The sequence below is a fragment of the Paludibacter propionicigenes WB4 genome, from assembly GCF_000183135.1.
In the GTDB taxonomy this organism is placed as follows: domain Bacteria; phylum Bacteroidota; class Bacteroidia; order Bacteroidales; family Paludibacteraceae; genus Paludibacter; species Paludibacter propionicigenes.
The window spans coordinates 2,405,807-2,424,830 of the sequence record NC_014734.1 but is presented as its reverse complement, the minus strand read 5'-3'; the positions used below and the strand labels follow the sequence as shown (position 1 = coordinate 2,424,830).

Annotated in this window: 10 protein-coding genes and 1 tRNA gene; 5 read left to right on the top strand and 6 right to left on the bottom strand. The window is 38.4% G+C overall.

What is annotated here, in order from left to right; translation table 11 throughout:
- Positions 1–31: 31 nt before the first annotated feature.
- The gene (locus tag PALPR_RS10030) at positions 32–1,609 is read right to left on the bottom strand and encodes a glucoamylase family protein (RefSeq protein ID WP_013445506.1); all 1,578 of its coding nucleotides are present in this window, start codon (positions 1,607–1,609) and stop codon (positions 32–34) included.
- A gap of 1,168 nt (positions 1,610–2,777) precedes the next feature.
- On the opposite strand from PALPR_RS10030, the gene PALPR_RS10020 reads away from it, so the two are divergent.
- The 4 genes from PALPR_RS10020 (at position 2,778) to PALPR_RS10005 (ending at position 9,017) form a co-directional block, all read left to right on the top strand.
- Positions 2,778–3,182 carry a hypothetical protein gene (locus tag PALPR_RS10020; protein ID WP_013445505.1) on the top strand — a complete coding sequence of 135 codons (405 nt, stop codon included), beginning with the start codon at positions 2,778–2,780 and terminating at the stop codon, positions 3,180–3,182.
- A 241-nt stretch (positions 3,183–3,423) separates the two neighbouring features.
- Positions 3,424–4,713, top strand: coding sequence for a TolC family protein (locus PALPR_RS10015; protein ID WP_013445504.1), 1,290 nt, complete (start codon positions 3,424–3,426; stop codon positions 4,711–4,713).
- A gap of 13 nt (positions 4,714–4,726) precedes the next feature.
- A complete protein-coding gene (locus PALPR_RS10010) occupies positions 4,727–5,833 on the top strand; it encodes an efflux RND transporter periplasmic adaptor subunit (protein WP_013445503.1) in 1,107 nt (368 codons plus the stop codon).
- A 10-nt stretch (positions 5,834–5,843) separates the two neighbouring features.
- Positions 5,844–9,017 carry an efflux RND transporter permease subunit gene (locus PALPR_RS10005; RefSeq protein ID WP_013445502.1) on the top strand — a complete coding sequence of 1,058 codons (3,174 nt, stop codon included), beginning with the start codon at positions 5,844–5,846 and terminating at the stop codon, positions 9,015–9,017.
- A gap of 215 nt (positions 9,018–9,232) precedes the next feature.
- Here PALPR_RS10005 and PALPR_RS10000 read toward each other — a convergent pair whose 3' ends face one another.
- From PALPR_RS10000 to PALPR_RS09980, 5 genes are all read right to left on the bottom strand, one after another.
- Positions 9,233–10,603, bottom strand: coding sequence for an NCS2 family permease (locus tag PALPR_RS10000; RefSeq protein WP_013445501.1), 1,371 nt, complete (start codon positions 10,601–10,603; stop codon positions 9,233–9,235).
- 22 nt (positions 10,604–10,625) lie between these two features.
- Positions 10,626–11,327: a DUF5020 family protein gene (locus PALPR_RS09995; RefSeq protein WP_013445500.1), complete on the bottom strand. Its 702-nt coding sequence runs from the start codon at positions 11,325–11,327 to the stop codon at positions 10,626–10,628.
- 229 nt (positions 11,328–11,556) lie between these two features.
- On the bottom strand, positions 11,557–14,430 hold the full coding sequence (locus tag PALPR_RS09990; protein WP_013445499.1) for a helix-turn-helix and ligand-binding sensor domain-containing protein: 2,874 nt from the start codon (positions 14,428–14,430) through the stop codon (positions 11,557–11,559).
- Between the two features lie 177 nt (positions 14,431–14,607).
- Positions 14,608–17,637, bottom strand: coding sequence for a protein translocase subunit SecDF (secDF, locus tag PALPR_RS09985; RefSeq protein WP_013445498.1), 3,030 nt, complete (start codon positions 17,635–17,637; stop codon positions 14,608–14,610).
- A gap of 171 nt (positions 17,638–17,808) precedes the next feature.
- Positions 17,809–17,880 (bottom strand) — tRNA-Met (locus PALPR_RS09980).
- A 206-nt stretch (positions 17,881–18,086) separates the two neighbouring features.
- Here PALPR_RS09980 and PALPR_RS09975 point away from each other — a divergent pair.
- Positions 18,087–18,992: a tetratricopeptide repeat protein gene (locus tag PALPR_RS09975; RefSeq protein WP_013445497.1), complete on the top strand. Its 906-nt coding sequence runs from the start codon at positions 18,087–18,089 to the stop codon at positions 18,990–18,992.
- Positions 18,993–19,024 lie beyond the last annotated feature (32 nt).

The window sequence follows — 19,024 nt, the reverse complement described above, 5'->3', positions numbered from 1 at the left end:
CTTAAATTTAAATGGTTAGTAACATAATTTTTTAGTGTATTTTAAATCCTAGTTTTTGTAGTCCTGTATGAATTTCGGGATTACTCATGAATAATTTCCAGAGCAATCCGCTTCTATAATTCTCTATCATTACCGCTATCGGTCCTTCGTCTATAGCCAGATAACTCTGAACTACTTGTTGGCCTTCTACCATGCCGGGATTAAAAGCATCGTAAAATCCACATTTCCCGAATAATTGTTTCCCTCGGTCAAAGTAGAAGTGGCGTAAAGCATTCAAGGAAGCATCGGGAGTATAGACTATTGAAGATATTGCTGCTGTTGGTGATATGGTTCCATTTTCATCATTTGTGCCTGGTTGGTGTGAGCTGTAACCTACAATCGGGTCGTCGGATGAAGTAAATCCCCAGCAATTTGCACCGTAACCCACATGTTTTTTAGGGTTCTCAGTGGCATAAGCCAGATGGATTAGCGCGTGTGAACGGTTTCGTTCGAAGTAATTTGTGTATTTGTCGGACAAACCATTCGGATTCAATCCCAAAAATGAGTAATGTGTAAAGAAGAGTGGTCCCCCATACTCCATCCCCAGATCAAGTTTGATACCGTAGTATTTTTTTCCATTCAAATAGTAATTGGAATTAGTATAACACTTCTCATACACAGAACGTTCAATGGGGAACGTTGGCGATGCTGCTGCCAGCACGTAGGTTATCAATGTTTCATCAAACCCGGTAATGCGATGGTTCATTTTCCAACCATAGTTTTTTGACCAATGCCAGTATAAGGCATTTTGACCTTGTGTATACCAGTTCCATTCGATGGTTTCCCAAAGCTTGGTAATGCGGCTAACCAATGTTTTCTCGTTTTCATTTCCGTTGCGGAAGTATTCGCGGGCGGTGAGCAATCCTTCTGTCAGAAAAGCTGTTTCAACCAGATCGCCGCCATCATCAAATTGACTAAAGCTGAATACTTTTCCGTTGTTGGCATTGTACCAGTGTGCCCAGGCTCCGTGGAAACGTTCAGCTTTTTCGAGAAAACCGACTATCTTGTTAATCTTTTGGTAGGCATCGTTTCTGCTGAAATAGTTTCGTTCAGCTCCGGCAATCAGTGCCATAATTCCAAATCCGGTTCCACCTGTAGTAACGATATTACCATTTACATCGTTACTCCGTTCTCTTGCCAGTCCGGTTTCTGGGTCGGCAAAATCGTAAAAATAACGTGTCGCATAACGCTGTGTCATATCCAGCAAAGCTTCATCCGATGACGTGGGTATTTGAACCCGTATCTCAAATTTTGTAACTTGTTTGCTATCCATGGATAATCCTTTTGGTAGAATCCTATAAATGAAAGTTGCTTCTTTCTGCAATGGTTTTCCAAAGAAATCAAGATAACTATCTTTATTTGTCTCAGCTATTTTACTGAAATTACTGTTACCATCGGCAGAACGGTATATTTCATAGGTAAATCCTGCATGATTTTCCCATGTCAATTCGGTGTGCGCAGGATAACCAACACCTTTCAGGTTGGCAGGTACCACGCTATTCACTTTCTCAGCAAAACTACTGCTGACGGCTAAAATTAGAAAGCTAAATATAATTATTCTTTTTTGCATCGCTTTTGATAAGTAATAGTAACTTCGTTTTAAAATAATTTTGTTTTAGGCACAAGCACTCAACCCAGATACGGATAAATAATCCGAATTGGTACGATTGAATTTTTGTACGTTTGTGGAAAAACAGATATTCGATAGATATCTGATATGGTAGTGTAGAGGGCGCAGCGGTTTCTTTGATTACGAGTGAGTCTATTTGCAAGGCCGATTCTCCCAACCCTAAAGGGAGAATCGTTTATTGCCTGCAAACGTAACCAAAACCAAACAACAACTAAACCTTTTACTTTTTCTATATAATAAGTTATGCTAGAATTGTTGGATATGTTTTTGAGATTCCCATTCTGAATTGCGAGTTCAGTTGAGTCCTCCGATTTTGCGGATGAATTTTCAAAGCTGAGGAGCCTTGACACGATTGATAATGTAATGACAAAATCCAGTTTCATAACGGTGTGATTCTTGGTATGCTGAGATAAGTTAACGCTGCAAAGTAACAGTAACAATTAGCCGAAAACAAATTTTCAGACCCAATAAGAACACTACATGTGAAAATAAAGCAAAATGAAAAACCCTATTTTAGCACTACAGAAAATCAAATTTTCGAACTAAATAACAGGTTTATAATTGTTTATTGAATGGCTGTTTTTTGGAAAATATAAATTGAGTTTTATCAAAAACGGGATTAAAAACAAAATTGAAGGGCTGTATGTTTTTTCATCAAAATACAATAACCCCCTTTTCACGTGTTTCATCGAAATAGTAATCGGGCAGGGATGTGTTTTCAGACTGGATTATGTATCCCGGCATTAATAATTACCGGATTTGTAAGAATCAAAAAAAGGACATTGGTTCTTTGCATGCTTCGACCATGTTACAATTCTGAATACTCATGACAATTATCAAGAAATCAAAAAGACTTTTTTGCAAAGCTTTTTCTGACGAAACTCAAATAACTGAGCACTGATTTTATATAAAATTGAACCATTTTAATCTGTAAATGGTTTTAGGGGTGCATATAGAGAGTTTGTTCTATAATTACTTGTGTGCATGTTTAGTTGTTTCAGGAATATTTCATATTATCTGTAAATTCCCTAAAAACGCATTAAGCTTTATTAAATACTATAACATAACTGTTTTATAACATAAATTCGATTGTATCTTTGCACTCGTTATGAAAAGCGTAATAAAGAAAATAGCTTATCAGTTTTTACTTATTTTTCTTGTTGTTCAGACTTTGAATCTGAGCATCAATTCTATTGACTTTTATACCCCTTCAAAAATAACAAACTCTGCCGACGATCAGGATTATGTAGATTCGCTGATAGAGTTTTTGTTTGAAAATGGCTTAGGCTTTTCAAAAGATACATTCCACGACAAAGCTTACGCCGATAACAATTGTAAGCAACAACAAACTGTCGTTCATTTTGATCTGAAATGGATTCCCGATACATTAGTTACCTATGAACTGGAATGTACTCAGAAAGATGTTACTCACTTTCTTATGAGAAACGATGAAGTGGTTAATCTTTATTACAAAGAAGTTCCTGCCAAGCCTCCACAGCCCCTGTCTGTTTAATTACAGATAAAATTCCTCTTTATTCAAAAAGATTTTAGGTAGATGTTTTCTTTATTGAAAATGCCTGCTGCTTTCATTTACATGCACTAAACATTAGTTGTCCTGTAACGAAAGCATGGATGCCTGACTATCATCATTAAATTGATTTCAATCAACTTAGTGTGTAGGCAAAAATCTTTTGTAAGAGAGTCCTTTTCAACATGATTTCATTTCAACTTTTACTAACCTAACAAAAAAACAAATGCAAAGACTTATAAAGCTTGCAACCATTGCTCTGTGCCTGATATTGGCAACAGAAGCAAAATCGCAAACAGACTATGGTATCAAACCCGATACGCTGAATTTGAAATTAGACAGTTTAGAAAACGTCTTTCTCCGGAAGAACTTGTTATTGCTGGCTCAGCGTTACAACATCGACGCCCAGAAAGCCCTGGTTGTTCAGGCTAAATTATTTCCTAATCCGACTTTAAATGTTGGAACTACCATGTATCAAACTGCCACTAAACAGTTTTTTCCTGTCGGGAAAAATGGAGAATTATCTGTTGGCTTGTCGCAGGTAATTATGCTGGCGGGTAAACATAACAAACAGCTAAAAATAGCGCAAACCAATGCTGCGCTCTCCGAGTATCAGTTTTACGACTTACTGCGGACGCTTAAACATACGTTGCGCACCGATTTTTTCAATATCCATTTCTTGTTGCAATCGGCCAAGGTGTATGATTCTGAAATAACAGCTTTACAACGTGTGACGGATGCTTTCGCACAGCAAAACGGGAAAGGATATATCTCGGAGAAAGAAGTGCTGCGTATTAAAGCCCAGCTATATAGTATTCAGAATGAGTATAACGATTTGAAAATGCAGATAAACGATATCCAAAGTGAGTTGCGTTTGTTGCTGCAAACAAAGAATGTTTATGTGGTTCCTAATGTGAATAATGCAGTTTTAGATAATCTGGATCCTCTGAAATACACACTTTCAGCCATTATCGATTCTGCTTATGCTACTCGTCCCGATTTGAAAATTGCGAAACTCAATACCGATTTAAGTACCCAGAATTATAGCTTGCAAAAAGCGTTGGCAGTTCCTGATCTGACTATTCAGTTAGGTTACGATCAACAAGGGAGTTATATCAACAACCTAACAACAGTTGGATTTGGCATTGATCTGCCTTTCCTCAATCGAAATCAAGGAAATATAAAGTCGGCTAAAGCCCAGATTAAATTTAATCAGGCAAACTTTGAGGCTACCCGTGCAAGTGTGGACGAACAAATTTATAGCTCGATGGGAAAACTAATCGAAAGCGATAAACTGTTGAAAAGCAGGGATGCGGGTTTTGAAAAAGACTTTAGCAAGTTGCTGGGCGAGGTTTTGAAAAACTATCAGGTCAGAAATATCGGTTTGTTGGAGTTTCTGGACTTTTATGATTCCTACAAACAAAACACCTTGCAGATTAATTCCATCAAATTCAATCGAATCAGTGCCTTCGAAGATTTAAACTTCTACACCGGAATAGATTATCTAAAAAACTAAAAACTTATAATATATGAAAATAATAAATTTATTTCCCGTAAAACTTATTGCTGCCATCATTGCGATTGCGTTTATTGTTCAATCCTGCAAAAAAGCAGATGCAACAGCCGGAGCAGACAGCTCCAAATATGTTTTAGCCGATTCGTTGGTAAAAACACTGAAATTTGATACTGTTCAGAATTGCCAACTTACAAATGCCATAACGCTTTCGGGTAAAGTGGCTTTCAATGACGATCATGTTGCCAAAATTTACCCCATGGTTAGTGGAGTAATACAAAATATCAAAGTAATGCTTGGAGATTATGTTCAGGCAGGTCAGGTGCTTGCCGTTATTAAAAGTTCCGAAATGGCTGGTATTAGTAACGATTTAGTGAATGCCGAAAGTAACCTGCGTGTGTCGGCTAAGAATCTGGATGCAGCACAGGATATGTTTAAAAGCGGATTGGCTTCGCAAAAAGACCTGTTATCGGCACAAGCAGCCCACGATCAGGCACAATCGGAACTGAATAGGGTGAAAAGAGTATTGCATATCAATGGTGGTAATACCAATGGCGAGTATATCGTTCGTTCCCCTATCAGTGGTTTTGTGGTGGAAAAATTTGCTACCAACGATATGTCTATCAGAGCCGATAACAGCAGCAATTTGTTTACAGTTTCCGATCTGAAAAACGTGTGGATTATTGCCAATGTGTACGAAACCAATATCAGTCAGATACACTTGAATGACGAGGTGGATGTAACCACTCTTTCTTATCCGGATAAAGTGTTTAAAGGTAAGGTGGATAAAATAATGAACGTGCTCGACCCGACAAATAAAGTGATGAAAGTCCGTATCGTGTTACCCAATCCGGGATATGCTTTGAAGCCTGAAATGTTTGCCAATGTAAAAGTGACAAACGAAGGCAATCATGCGGCAATGTGTGTGGCTTCTTCGGCTATTGTGTTTGATCACAGCCAGAATTACGTGATGGTTTATCATTCAAAATCCGATATAAAAATTATACCGGTTGATGTGATCAGTACTTTCGATAATCGTACCTATATATCGGGTGATGTGAAGGTGGGAGACAAGGTTATTGCTTCTCAAGCAATTTTAATTTACGATGCACTTAATGATTAATTCATAACTCATGAATAAGCTATTAAAAAATATAATTTCATTCTCGCTGAAAAATTATTATTTCATCCTTTTTGCCACCGGCCTGTTGCTGATTGCGGGTGTAATAACGTTTAAAAACATGCCCATTGAGGCGTTTCCTGATGTTACCAATACCGAAATAAGCATTATTACACAATGGCCGGGACGGAGTGCCGAAGAAGTAGAGAAATTTGTTACCACTCCCATTGAAATTGCGATGAATCCGGTTCAAAAGAAAGTGAGCTTACGTTCTTCCAGCATTTTTGGGTTGTCTTACATCAAATTAGTATTCGATGATGGAGTAGTAGATAAAGATGCCCGTTCGCAGGTAACTAATCTGCTTGCCAATGCCGATTTACCTGATGGAGTTCAGCCTTCGGTACAGCCACCGACAGGTCCTACGGGTGAGCTTTTCCGTTACACGTTAAAAAGTACTTTCCGCAATCAGCGTGATTTAAAGACTATGCAGGATTGGGTCATCGATCGCCAGTTACGTGCCGTGCCGGGTGTTGCCGATGTGGTGAGCTTTGGTGGAATGGTGAAAACCTACGAGATAAAAGTTGATCCGGGAAAACTGAGTACGCTTGGCATTACGCCGTTGGATTTATACACTGCCATCAGTAAAAGTAATATCAACATTGGTGGTGATATTATCAATAAAAACAATCAGGCTTATGTGGTACGCGGTATCGGTTTATTGAACAATATCAACGAAATCAAGAATGTGGTGGTTCAAAACATCAACGGCATTCCGGTTTTGGTAAAAGATGTAGCCGATGTGGAGGTATCCAATCTACCCCGTTTGGGATTGGTAGGTCGTTCGGATGCAATTTTTGATGATAATGGAAAACGGTCGACGACGAATGAAGATGATGTGGTTGAAGCCATTGTGATAATGCGTAAAGGCGAAAATCCTTCGGAAGTTATTCATGCTGTAAAAGCAAAAATAGAGGATTTGAATAAACGTGTTTTGCCGCATGATACCAAGATTGTACCTTATTATAATCGGGAAAACTTAATCAAATTTGCTACCAGTACCGTTTTACACAATCTGTTTGAAGGTATTCTGTTGGTAACCCTGATAGTGTCCTTGTTTATGTTCAATTGGCGAACAACGTTGATTGTGTCCATTATCATTCCGCTGTCTTTATTGTTTGCTTTTATCTGCCTGAATTTTATGGGAATGAGCGCCAACCTGCTTTCGCTTGGTGCTGTCGATTTTGGGATAATAATAGATGGGGCGGTGGTTATGGTCGAGGGACTTTTTGTGGTGCTCGATCAGAAAGCCAAAGATGTGGGCATGCTGCGGTTTAATAAAATGACTAAAACCGGACTGATAAAGAGAGATGGAGCCCGATTGGGGAAATCGATTTTCTTTTCCAAGCTGATTATTATTACCGGTTTGCTACCCATCTTTGCTTTCCAAAAAGTGGAAGGTAAAATGTTCTCGCCACTGGCTTATACACTCGGTTTTGCTCTGTTGGGAGCATTGATTACCACACTGACATTGGTTCCGGTACTGATTAAACTGCTCTTAAAAGAAAATGTGCGAGAAAAACACAATCCGATAGTCCATTTTCTGACAGAACGATTGATGCGTGGATTTGATTTTACCTACAGTCATAAAAAACGAACACTGGTAGCAGCATTTATCGTCATTGTTATTGGACTTTTTTCGTTTAATTTCTTGGGTTCAGAGTTTTTACCCGAGATAAACGAAGGAGCCATCTGGTTAAGAGCGCAATTGCCTTATTCCGTATCGTTGGACAAATCTATTGAAGTTTCTAAACAAATACGTGCCGAGATTATTAAGTTTCCACAGGTTCAGAATGTGGTTTCACAAACCGGACGACCCGATGATGGTACCGATGTTGCGGGATTTTATAACAATGAATTTGATATTCAGTTATACCCTGAATCGGAATGGAAACCAAAAATGACGAAGGAAGAACTGATTGATCAAATGAATAAGAAGTTGTCGGTAATTCCGGGTGTGGATTATAATTTCTCGCAACCCATTACGGATAATATCGAAGAGGCAGTGTCGGGAGTGAAAGGATCCATTTGTGTGAAGATATTTGGTGATTCACTGAATTATATGGAAAGTAAATCGACCGAGGTGTATAATGTTTTGAAGAAAATACGTGGAATCTCCGATTTAGGTGTGATTAAAAATATAGGTCAACCGGAATTAGATATTGAATTAAATCAGCAAAAAATGGCACTTTACGGAGTTTCTACAGCCGATGCCAATGCCGTAATAGAAATGGCTATTGGTGGAAAAGTAGCCACCATGTTGTACGAAGGAATCCAGAAGTTTGATATTCGTATCCGCTTCCCCGAAAAATATCGTAATACGGTGGATGATATTGGTAACCTCATGGTTCCGACCTCCAGTGGGTCTAAAGTGCCAATCAAAGAAATTGCCGAAATAAGTATGAAAACAGGACCCTGTTTGATATTCAGGGATGATAACCGAAGGTATTCGGCTGTGAAGTTCTCGGTTCGTGACCGGGATATGGGAAGTGCAGTACAGGAAGCTCGCGAAAAAGTTGGAAAGGCATTGAAACTGAAAAAAGGCTACGAAATGATTTGGCAGGGCGATTTTGAAAATCAGCAACGTGCCGTAAAACGCCTTGCACAAGTAGTTCCGCTGAGTTTGATATTAATATTCCTGTTGCTCTTCGTTATGTTCGGCAATATGAAAGATGCAGGACTGGTATTTCTCAATGTGCCTTTTGCCATAGTGGGAGGGATTGCAGTACTGTTGTTTACAGGTACCAATTTCAGTATCTCGGCCGGTATCGGATTTATCGCTTTGTTTGGTATTTGTATATTGAGTGGTGTGCTGTTGATAAGCTCATTTAAAGATAATATCGAGCGGCTTAAAGGAGAGAAGGATCTTCTGAAAACTTCTATTCGTCTGGGAGTGAAATCCATGATTCGCCCTGTAATGATGACAGCGTTGATGGCTGCCATTGGGTTGTTCCCGGCTGCCATTTCGCATGGAATAGGCTCGGAAAGCGCACAACCGTTGGCACGAGTAGTGATCGGTGGAATTCTCTTTGCCATGTTCTTCTCATTGTTGGTTTTCCCGCTTATTTTTGCCTGGGCTTATCGCAATGTGGGAAGCATTCATGAAAATAAAACGCTGGATAAGCTTTAATTTTTTTAATTAAACGATTATTCAAAATCAGGAACATAGCCTTTGAGTAAATCAATGGCTATGTTCTTTTTTTATGTTGCGGGCTAATGCAGATTAAGCCCTTGGCCACAGGAGAATTTTATTGAACAGATCGGAAATGAATACATAAAAATACAATAGGCTATCCGATATTCCGGGTAGCCTATTGTGTTTATTCTAAATAATTATTTCAAACCTTATTCACTCAGGAAAATGTATCGTACCACTACCAGCACAAAAAGAATATACATCATCCAATGCACTTTCTTAGCTTTTCCTGTTGCCACTTTAAGCACGGTATAAGCCACAATACCTCCGGCAATACCATTGGCAATGCTGTAAGTAAAAGGCATCATTATGAAAGTAACAAAAGCAGGAAATCCTTCAGTAAAATCATTGAAGTCTATTTCAAGAACCGACGATGCCATCAATACACCCACAATGATAAGGGCAGGAGCTGTAGCAGCATTGGGTATTATTCCGGCAAGCGGTGCAAATACCAACGCAAGTAAAAACAATACACCGGTAGTAATGGCAGTAAGCCCTGTGCGACCACCCTCACCAATACCGGCTGCACTTTCCACGTAAGTTGTCACGGTACTTGTTCCCATCAAAGCACCAAACGAGACACCGATAGCGTCAACTAACATAGCTTTACCGATTTTAGGCGACTTGCCATCTTTATCTATCAGTCCGGCTTTAGTGGCAGTACCCACCAGCGTGCCGAATGTGTCGAACAATTCAACAAAGGTAAAAGTGAAGATCACCGTCCATATTCCCATATTCAAAGCGCCTTTTATATCGAGCGCTCCTACAGCAAGATGATGAAAATCGGGTAAACTAAAAACCTTGAAGTTTTCAGGAATAACCGTAACTCCCATCGGAATGCCGATTAGTGTAGAAGCTACTATGCTGATCAGCAAGGCTCCTTTTACTCGTAAAGCCATAAGTATTGCTGCCAATCCCAATCCTATCAGGCAGAGCACCATCGAGGGATTACTGAAACTTCCCATACCGATATTCCATTCAAAGTATTTCAGCGTTGTAGGAGCAACACTTTTTCCAAGCGAAGCCAGTGTTGGCGGAATAACCTGAGCTGTTACCACCATTATTTCCGATAATTTGAATCCGATAATGGTAATAAACAATCCTATACCTACGGTTATGGCTCTTTTAAGTGAATCAGGAACTGCTGTTACCAAAATTTGTCGAACCTTGGTTACGGTAAGTAAAATGAATATTAAACCGGAAATAAATACCGCGCCCAGAGCCGATTGCCATGGCATACCCACACCGGCCAGTGCTACGGTAGCAAAAAGCGCATTAAGTCCCATACCCGGAGCCAACGCCATAGGAAAATTAGCTACCAGACCCATGGCAATAGTTACGAAACCGGCCGAAATAGCCGTTGCAAAAAACACCGCATTTTTATCCATCCCGGTAACACCTAAGATATTCGGGTTCAGAAACAGGATATACGCCATGGTCATAAAAGTAGTTATACCGGCTATGATTTCCGTGCGGATGTTTGTTCCGTTATCATTTAGTTTAAATAATTTTTCCAACATATGCTTTATGTATTAGATTGATTTAAAAATTCCATTTAGCACCTATTTTCGGGCTGACTTTAAGTCCGTTCACTGCGCTAAAGTTGCTGGCAACCTGAACTTCACCACCTAACGAAAGGTGAGGAGTGGCATTATACCAGAATTGAGGTTCGCTAATGAAAACAAATTTTGTATTGGTTGGTGTAATAGGTTCATTATTACCGTTGGTGAAGTTCACATTGTCTTCTCTCCAGAAATCAGCAAAACCCGATACGGTCAATTTATTTTTAAAGTAATTTAAAGTCCAAACACCGGTAATTTGGAATGAGTTGGCATTTTTCCCCTCGATAGTTTTATAAAGGAGTTTGAGATTCAAAAACTTTGAAAAAGCTTTATCGTGCCAGCCGTAATCAACACCAGCTAACCAGGCATTATTAATTGGGAGATAAGAGTTACCCACTCCAAATAATCCTCCATTATATTCAATATGCGCACTGAAAGGACCTTTCCAAAACTTCAGGCATCTTGAAATTTCTGTGTAAGCCAACCCCGGATGATGGTTAGCACCATTGTAATACATATCAACAAAGAAGTAGCTGCTTCCCCAATTATCGGTTTTAAACATTTCCACTGTGGTTGTTAGATAGTCGCGGCCTTTGCCTGCGTCGTAAAGAACCTGAAGATCTGTTTGTGCTTTTGCTGCCAATGCAACAAAAAGAAATAGGACGAATGTGATTTTTCTCATAAACTGTCGTGTGTTTTTGTTATATTATTTTGTTGAAAGTGAATTCAGGTTGAGCTACATCCGTTTTTCTTCCAGCAGGGATAAATCGTCTGCTGATATGATAATAAAGGACAAAAAAACGTTAGATATTTTAAGCGGCAAATCTAGTACATTTCTGTGGATATTCATGAGATGTTAATTCGCATAGCTTTTGCTTTATAAACTCGTTAAAATTCAATTTATTACAGTCCTATTCTTTGAATTCAATCATGAACTCTGTCAGGCTTTTTGAAGAAGGAATTCCAATTTTTTTCCTGATACGGTATCGTCCTACTTCTACTCCTTTCAACGAGATGTTCATCAGATGAGCAATGTCCTTGCTTGATAAATTCAGTCGTAAATACGCGCAAAAACGAAGATCATTCGAAGTCAGTTCGGGAAATTTGGTATGTAAGTTTCGGAAGAAATTCTCATGAATCCGGTCGAAATTGGTTTGAAAAATAGCCCAATCATCTTCCGACGACAGGTTTTCATCAAGTAACCGAATGAGTTTATCATAGTATTTATTTGGATATTGCGTGCCGAGAACTTTCTTTTGATTCATAACTTCCTCTTTTATGGTCACCAGAATCTCATTTTTCTTGATGATGGTCATGGTTGATTCGGCTAATTCTTTACTCTTTACGGTCAGTTCCGATTCCAGCTTTTCGTTTTGGAGGGCAATGATTTTTTTCTCGCGCTTTTCTATTTCCTTGCGTCGGATTTCTTCTTGTTCTTGTTTAATCTTTTCCTTTTTTGCCTGAAAAGAATGATGTAGGTATGCATAAATACCATAACCGGATAAAGCAATGAGTAAAAAGTAAAGTATTTTGGCAGCAGTACTGAGATAGAATGGAGGATCTACTTCAAAAGTATAACTTGTTGCCGATAGCTTGATACCATCCTTTGTCTGTACTTCCACTCTGAGTGTGTACTCTCCATGAGGTAAATATCTGTACACCTTTTGCGATGCAACAGTCGGCTCACTCCAAACCTTATCCAATCCTTCGAGTTTATATCTGAAAATAATATTATTCAGATTATTGAACTGGGGATAAAAAACAGTAAATAAGATATTGTTTCGCTTGAATGGTGTTGTTGGTATAGGATCAGTAGTGAGTGGGAGATAAACTTTTTCCTTGAACTCGTCGTCCGAAGTTTGTATGCTTTTTATCTTTAAATTAGCTGTATTATTTTGTTTGGCCGGGTTATTATTCTGATACAAAGCCAATCCGTTGTCGAGTGTGAACAGGCATTCATTCTCAGAAATGGGTATGATATTCTGAAAATCGTCTACTGCCTGATTAAGAAACAATCCGTAATGTACCACATCCAACACTTTAATTGCACCCGGCTTCACCTGTACTAAAGCCGCTTCGCCGCTACGAATAAACCAATATAGGTTGGCTTTAAAATGACAAACCCGATGAGCATGCGAAAAATATCCCAGACTCTTATTTAGTTCGTTGTACGGAATAATCTTTTTCCTAATATCGTCATAAGTATAAAAAGCTGTGTTGTCGGTAAAAACTACCCGGTTATTGACCGAGAATACATTAATAGGTAGTCGATGTTTCTGATCAAGTGAGTTGAAGGTGCTGATATTTTCAATTTTTTTTAAATCGGGGCTAAGCTGAATGGCATATAACGCCTGATGCAGATGGCTGGCCCAGATTGTTCCTGTGTAGTCTATCTCAATGTAACGAATCGGGTTTAAGAAGTTTTTCACGGCGTGACTAAAAACCCATGTTCCGTTTACCTTCTCGTATATGCAAAGGCTGGTGTACGTCCCCTGAACCAATACATCTTTTCCGTGGATAATTCCTTCTTTAATACATATCCCACCTTTCACAGGAGACAGTTTGCTAATTCCCTTGGGCGATACATCGAAGGTTTCCTCATTATTTCCGCATATTTGTTGTTTGTTAAACTGATCCACCGACCATACCTGGCCTTTAATTTTGGATTCCAGTTGCAAGTTTCTGATATCCTTTTTGCTAATGCTCAATTCTGCTTTGTACAACCCTTGATTTGTAGCTATATACAGATTCGGCTCGTCGTAACTAAGTGAATAAACAGCTCCTACCGACGGATTGAATGAATGAATATAACGAAGTGATGAGTTAAGATGAATCAAAGCTATTCCTTTATCCAATGCCAACCATAGATTATTGTTTTTATCACAGCACATGCCGAGTACAGTGTTGTTTTGCAATACATTGGAGGTGTTAAGTGCCCACAACTTTCTCCCATCTTTACTAATTGCAGTTACGCCTCCCAGAATAGTTCCCAGTATTATAGTTCCATTCGGCGAAATGAGAGCTCTGTTTATTTCTGATTTTTTGAGGTCATTATCTGCTTCGGTTTTAAATGGAATTATAGTTTTTCCATCGTACACAAATAATCCATCAGAATTGGTAACAAGTAAAGATCGGGCTGAGTCTAACGGTAAAACAGATGCCACAGGTTTTTTTAATGTGCCATTAAATATCGATTTAAATGTATTGCTTTTTAAATCAAATAAGCTGAATCCGTATTGATCTGTGTGGGTATAGATCTTATGGTTGCTCAGATTAAAAAAGAGGAAAGTGAACGGACAACGATAACCTTTAACAACGCCATCTTTGTAGGTAAAATAAGAAGTGAATGATTGAAAAATAATGGTTCCGTTGAAGTCGAGAATGCTCCATATTTCATCGTTTTGCATTTTGTACTTTCTGAGCTTTTCAGAGAGAGAACGATAGATAAGTTGCCCGCAGTTGTTTCGCTCAAAATAGCCAAACTGTTCAAATGAGCCTACATAAATCTTGTTATCTTTACCTATCAGTATTGAGCGTACAATTTGGTTTCCGGGTATTTGATGAATTTGCCAAAGAGATCCATCAAACTCCAGCACACCCTGATTATTGCCAAAATACATAATTCCATCTTTCCCTTGAGCAACCGACCAATTCTGATTGGAAGCATTATAATCTTTCTTAGTGAATTGGGTGACAATTGGAGTAAATTCCTGTCCAAAAGAAAAAATGGAAGCAAAAATAACCACCAAAAAAAGATATCTTTTAGGGAGTATGTTAATATGCATAATCTCTGTTTTTAAGGTTTTCTGATTACAAATTACGGAAAGTTCTTTGACATGGCAAAATATCTTTGAAGCATTCTGTTTTGAAATAATCAAAGTTAGGCTGCTCTATAACAAAAGAGCCTTGCTGAAATTAATCAGTAAGGCTCTTCCGGCTTTTATAAAACGTATTTCTATGAATTATTTTTTTATTTCTGATGCTTTTTTGCTCTTTCTTATTTTTACAAGTTTATCCATTTCCACAGTGATAGGAGACGCAATAAATACTGAAGAATAAGTTCCGATAAAGATACCGAATAACATAGCAAAAATAAATCCGCGAATTGAATCACCACCAAAGATAAACATTGCAATCAGTGTGATAATTACGGTAAACGTTGTACTGAAAGTACGACCTAACATTTGGTTTACCGAGTCATTGATAATGGTTATTCTGTCGCGTTTTGGATAAAGAGTAACATTCTCACGAATTCTATCGTAGTTAATTACAGTATCGTTGATTGAGTATCCAAGCACAGTCAGAATAGCTGCAATAAACGATTGGTCTATTTCCATTGAGAATGGAAGAAGGCCGTACAGCAATGAGAAAATACCCATGGTAATTACCACGTCATGTGCTAAAGAAACCACAGCTCCCAATGTATAACCCCACTCGCGGAAACGAATCAGAATGTATAAACCAATACCAAGTACTGCAAGAATTACAGCCCATACGGCAGAAGTTTTGATATCATCGGCAACAGCCGGACCTACCTTCGAAGAACTCTTTATATTGTCTTTGATGAATTGTGCTTCAGTTACATTTGAATTCAGCATTGATTTCAAATTGGTATAAAGCTTCGATTCAATTTCGTTATCTATATTTGAACCGTCTTCATTAATCTTGTATTTGGTAGATATACGTACCTGATTATCGTTACCAATGGTAATAACCTGAGGTAAATCACCTTCAAAAGCATCTTTCAACAAAGTTTTTACTTCTTCGGTTTTCACCGGTTTGTCAAAACTTACAACATAATTACGACCTCCGGTAAAGTCAATTCCCAAACTGAAACCGCGAACCGCGAACGATACAAAACTTATAAGGAATAGAGCTGCAGATAATACGTACATCGATTTACGAATTTTCATAAAATCGATTTTCGTATTTTGCAGGAAGTGCTCAGATATTTTTGTGTGGAAAGGCAACTCTTTTGCATTTTCACGTGCAGCATAAGCCTCTATCATGTATCGGGTTAAGAATACGGCAGTGATAAATGTTGTCAAAATACCGAAACTCAATGTTACCCCAAAACCTTTAATAGGTCCCTGACCAAAAATAACCAACACGATACCCGAAAGAAGTGTTGTTACGTTCGAGTCGATAATTGCATTCAGTGCATGTTTAAAACCTTCTTGAATACCGGCACGCATGTTTTTACCGTTACGCATTTCTTCACGTATACGCTCATAAATAAGTACGTTGGCATCTACCGCCATACCCATGGTGAGCACGATACCTGCAATACCCGGTAAGGTAAGTACAGAACCAAATGAAGCTAATATACCGATTAGGAAGAATACGTTGGCAAGCAAGGCGATATCAGCCACTAAACCTGGTATAAGTCCATAATAAACAATCATATATACAAGTACCAGAATAAATGCAATGATAAATGATATTAAACCGTTATTAATAGCTTCTTGTCCCAACGAAGGACCTACGATATCTTCCTGAACAATGTGCGCCGGAGCCGGCATTTTACCTGACTTCAATGTGTTGGCTAAATCCTTTGCTTCATCTACTGTAAAGTGACCTGTGATTTGTGAATTACCACCATCAATTTCGGTATTTACAGTTGGGAATGAATAAATATAACCATCTAGCGCTATGGCAATTGATTTGCCAATATTGTCTTTAGTCATACGTGCCCATGTTTTAGCACCTTCCTGATTCATTGACATGCTCACCTGAGCTTCAGAAGAATTTTGGCTGAAATCTGCACGAGCATCGGTAATTACATCTCCGGCAAGCGGTGCACGGCCATCACGATTTGTTATTTTAATTGCAATCAGTTGGAAAATTTCTCCTTTTTTATCAATGGATTTTACAGACCATCTCAGTCCCAAGTCGCGTGGTAAAGCTTCTTTTACCTGTTTGATATTAAAATAAGAATTGATTTGAGCTGTATCTTTACTGTGTGCGTATCCTACTATCGGACCACGAGCCACTTGTCCTCCCTGAGCATTAACTTGCAGAATAGCAAATAAAGGATTTTCTTTTTGACTCTTTTCAAGCACTTTGGCAGAGTCGGTTGCCGAAGCATTTTTGTGTTGTAATACGGCTTTCAGGCTGTCCACTTTACTTAAGGCAGGTGTTTTACTTGCTGTAGTTGCAGTTTTAGCTGTAGTAGATGTCGGTGTAGTTGCGGCAGTTGAATCTTTCACAACAGCAACTCCTCCGTTTTTCTGTATGGTAGCGATTACTTTATTCGCCTCAGACAGATTATTTATAATCTCATTTAATTCATAAGTTTCCCAAAACTCAAGGTTAGCAGATCCTTGAAGTAATTTACGAACACGTTCCGGCTCTTTTACACCGGGAAGTTCGATTAAGATACGTCCGTTACCAAGTTTTTGGATATTAGGCTGAACCACACCAAAACGGTCGATACGTTCACGTAATACATTGAATGAATTGGCAATAGCTCCATCTACTTCTGTTTTAAGAACTTTTACAACATCAGCGTTCGAGGTGGTCAGAGATATTTTGTCTTTCAACTCAAATGTACTGAAGATAGTCGAGAGCTTGGCTTGAGGGTCAAGTTCAGTATAAGCCTTAACAAACAAATCAATGTATGAAACCTGACTGTTGGTTTTTTGAAGTTGTGTAGCTTTAGCCAGCGCCAAATTAAAATTTGGGTTGGTGTTGAAATCAGATAGTGAACGGATAATATCGGCTACCGATACTTCAAGCGTTACGTTCATACCTCCTTTTAAGTCAAGACCAAGAGCTATTTCTTTCTCACGACACTCTTTCAGTGTATACCCCAACCAAATATTTTCGCTAGCAAGAGAGTCTAAGTAGTTAAACTCCTTCATTTTATCTCCTTTGGCATATTCTTTAGCCTTAGCGTTGTAGTGACTCGTAACTACGCTAAATGAAAGATAAAATATACACACTAAAGTCAGTGCTAGTGCAAAAATCCTGACAAGTCCTTTGTTTTGCATGGAAAAATTTATTTAAAAATAAGACAATTAATTATTTCGGTTTTTTTAAAGAGCTGCAAATATAGCATTTTTTTTTATTACTAACATAAAAAAATGACAATCAGTAGTTCTGTGTAGGAAAATAAATGGAAAAAAAACAGGCTGTCTCATGTAGAAACAGCCTGATCTTAGTTGCGGAGGCCCGACTCGAACGAACGACCTTTGGGTTATGAGCCCAACGAGCTACCACTGCTCCACTCCGCGATATTTTGTGGGTGCAAAAGTACAATATTAATTTGAATCTACAAGGCTTTTCGTATTATTTTTTAAAAATAGCTCAGAATGAGCAAATAATAATTGAAAATAAATATTCTGATCTGGTAAGTATCAAAATAATTTTCTATCCTGTTTCTTAAATCAAAACAATTTGTACTTTTGATCCCTATTTTTTCAATATAATTATGGGTTCAATGAGATTAAAATTTCTATGGTTTGCGTTAATAATGTCCGCTTCTTGTTTTGCTCAGTCGGCCAATTTTTATTTCGACAAGGGTGTAACGGCTTACAACAACAGGGACTATAAAACAGCCATTGAGAATTTCACCAGATCAATTCAGATTAATCCGCGCAATATTAAAGCCTATGTTAGTAGGGGGATAGCAAAATACTATATTCAGGACTACATTGGGGGGATTGAAGATCAGCATAAAGCGTTAGAGATAAACCCAACATACGGAGATGCCTATTTTAATATCGGAGATTGCGAATACAACCTTCAGGACTATACTGCTGCCATAGAAAATTACTCAAAAGCGATAGAGCTAAACCCTAAAGATATAATGGCTTATATGAGTCGTGGTTTTACGAAACAGTATATCAATGACTTTGCCGGTGCGGTTTCGGATTTTTCAATCGTAATCAAACTAAAGCCAAATCTGGCAGATGGTTATACTAACCGTGGATTTGCAAAAAGTTATCTTGAAGATTTTAAAGGAGCCATTGATGATTATACCAAAGCCATTCAGATGAATGGAAGTGCCGATGCGTACTTTGACAGAGGCAAAGCAAAAGAGGCACTCAACGATCATAAAGGGGCTTTGAGTGATTTTAATAAAGCTTTAAGAGAAAACGCAAAACACACCAAAGCTTTGTATAACAGAGCGCTTACTAAGATTTCGTTGCAAGATACTGACGGAGCTTTGGAAGATTTCGACAAAGCACTGGAAATTGACCCCCGATATGCCGATGCGTTTTATGAAAGAGGGATGCTAAAGATTAAAGTAGGCCAAAAAGAAGCCGGCTTTCAGGATTTAAAAGCGGCTTCCGGGCTTGGCCATGAAAAAGCGAAAAGAGCTTTGTTGGACTTGCTTAAATAGCCTCTCATGTTATTTCTCTTCCGCTAAAAAGA

Excerpts from the sequence above, each read along its gene's own strand:
- PALPR_RS10005 (WP_013445502.1), top strand. The coding sequence starts at position 5,844 with ATGAATAAGCTATTAAAAAATATAATTTCATTCTCGCTGAAAAATTAT.
- PALPR_RS09990 (WP_013445499.1), bottom strand. The coding sequence starts at position 14,430 with ATGCATATTAACATACTCCCTAAAAGATATCTTTTTTTGGTGGTTATT.
- PALPR_RS10030 (WP_013445506.1), bottom strand. The coding sequence starts at position 1,609 with ATGCAAAAAAGAATAATTATATTTAGCTTTCTAATTTTAGCCGTCAGC.
- PALPR_RS09995 (WP_013445500.1), bottom strand. The coding sequence starts at position 11,327 with ATGAGAAAAATCACATTCGTCCTATTTCTTTTTGTTGCATTGGCAGCA.
- PALPR_RS09975 (WP_013445497.1), top strand. The coding sequence starts at position 18,087 with ATGAGATTAAAATTTCTATGGTTTGCGTTAATAATGTCCGCTTCTTGT.
- PALPR_RS10015 (WP_013445504.1), top strand. The coding sequence starts at position 3,424 with ATGCAAAGACTTATAAAGCTTGCAACCATTGCTCTGTGCCTGATATTG.
- PALPR_RS10010 (WP_013445503.1), top strand. The coding sequence starts at position 4,727 with ATGAAAATAATAAATTTATTTCCCGTAAAACTTATTGCTGCCATCATT.
- secDF (WP_013445498.1), bottom strand. The coding sequence starts at position 17,637 with ATGCAAAACAAAGGACTTGTCAGGATTTTTGCACTAGCACTGACTTTA.
- PALPR_RS10020 (WP_013445505.1), top strand. The coding sequence starts at position 2,778 with ATGAAAAGCGTAATAAAGAAAATAGCTTATCAGTTTTTACTTATTTTT.
- PALPR_RS10000 (WP_013445501.1), bottom strand. The coding sequence starts at position 10,603 with ATGTTGGAAAAATTATTTAAACTAAATGATAACGGAACAAACATCCGC.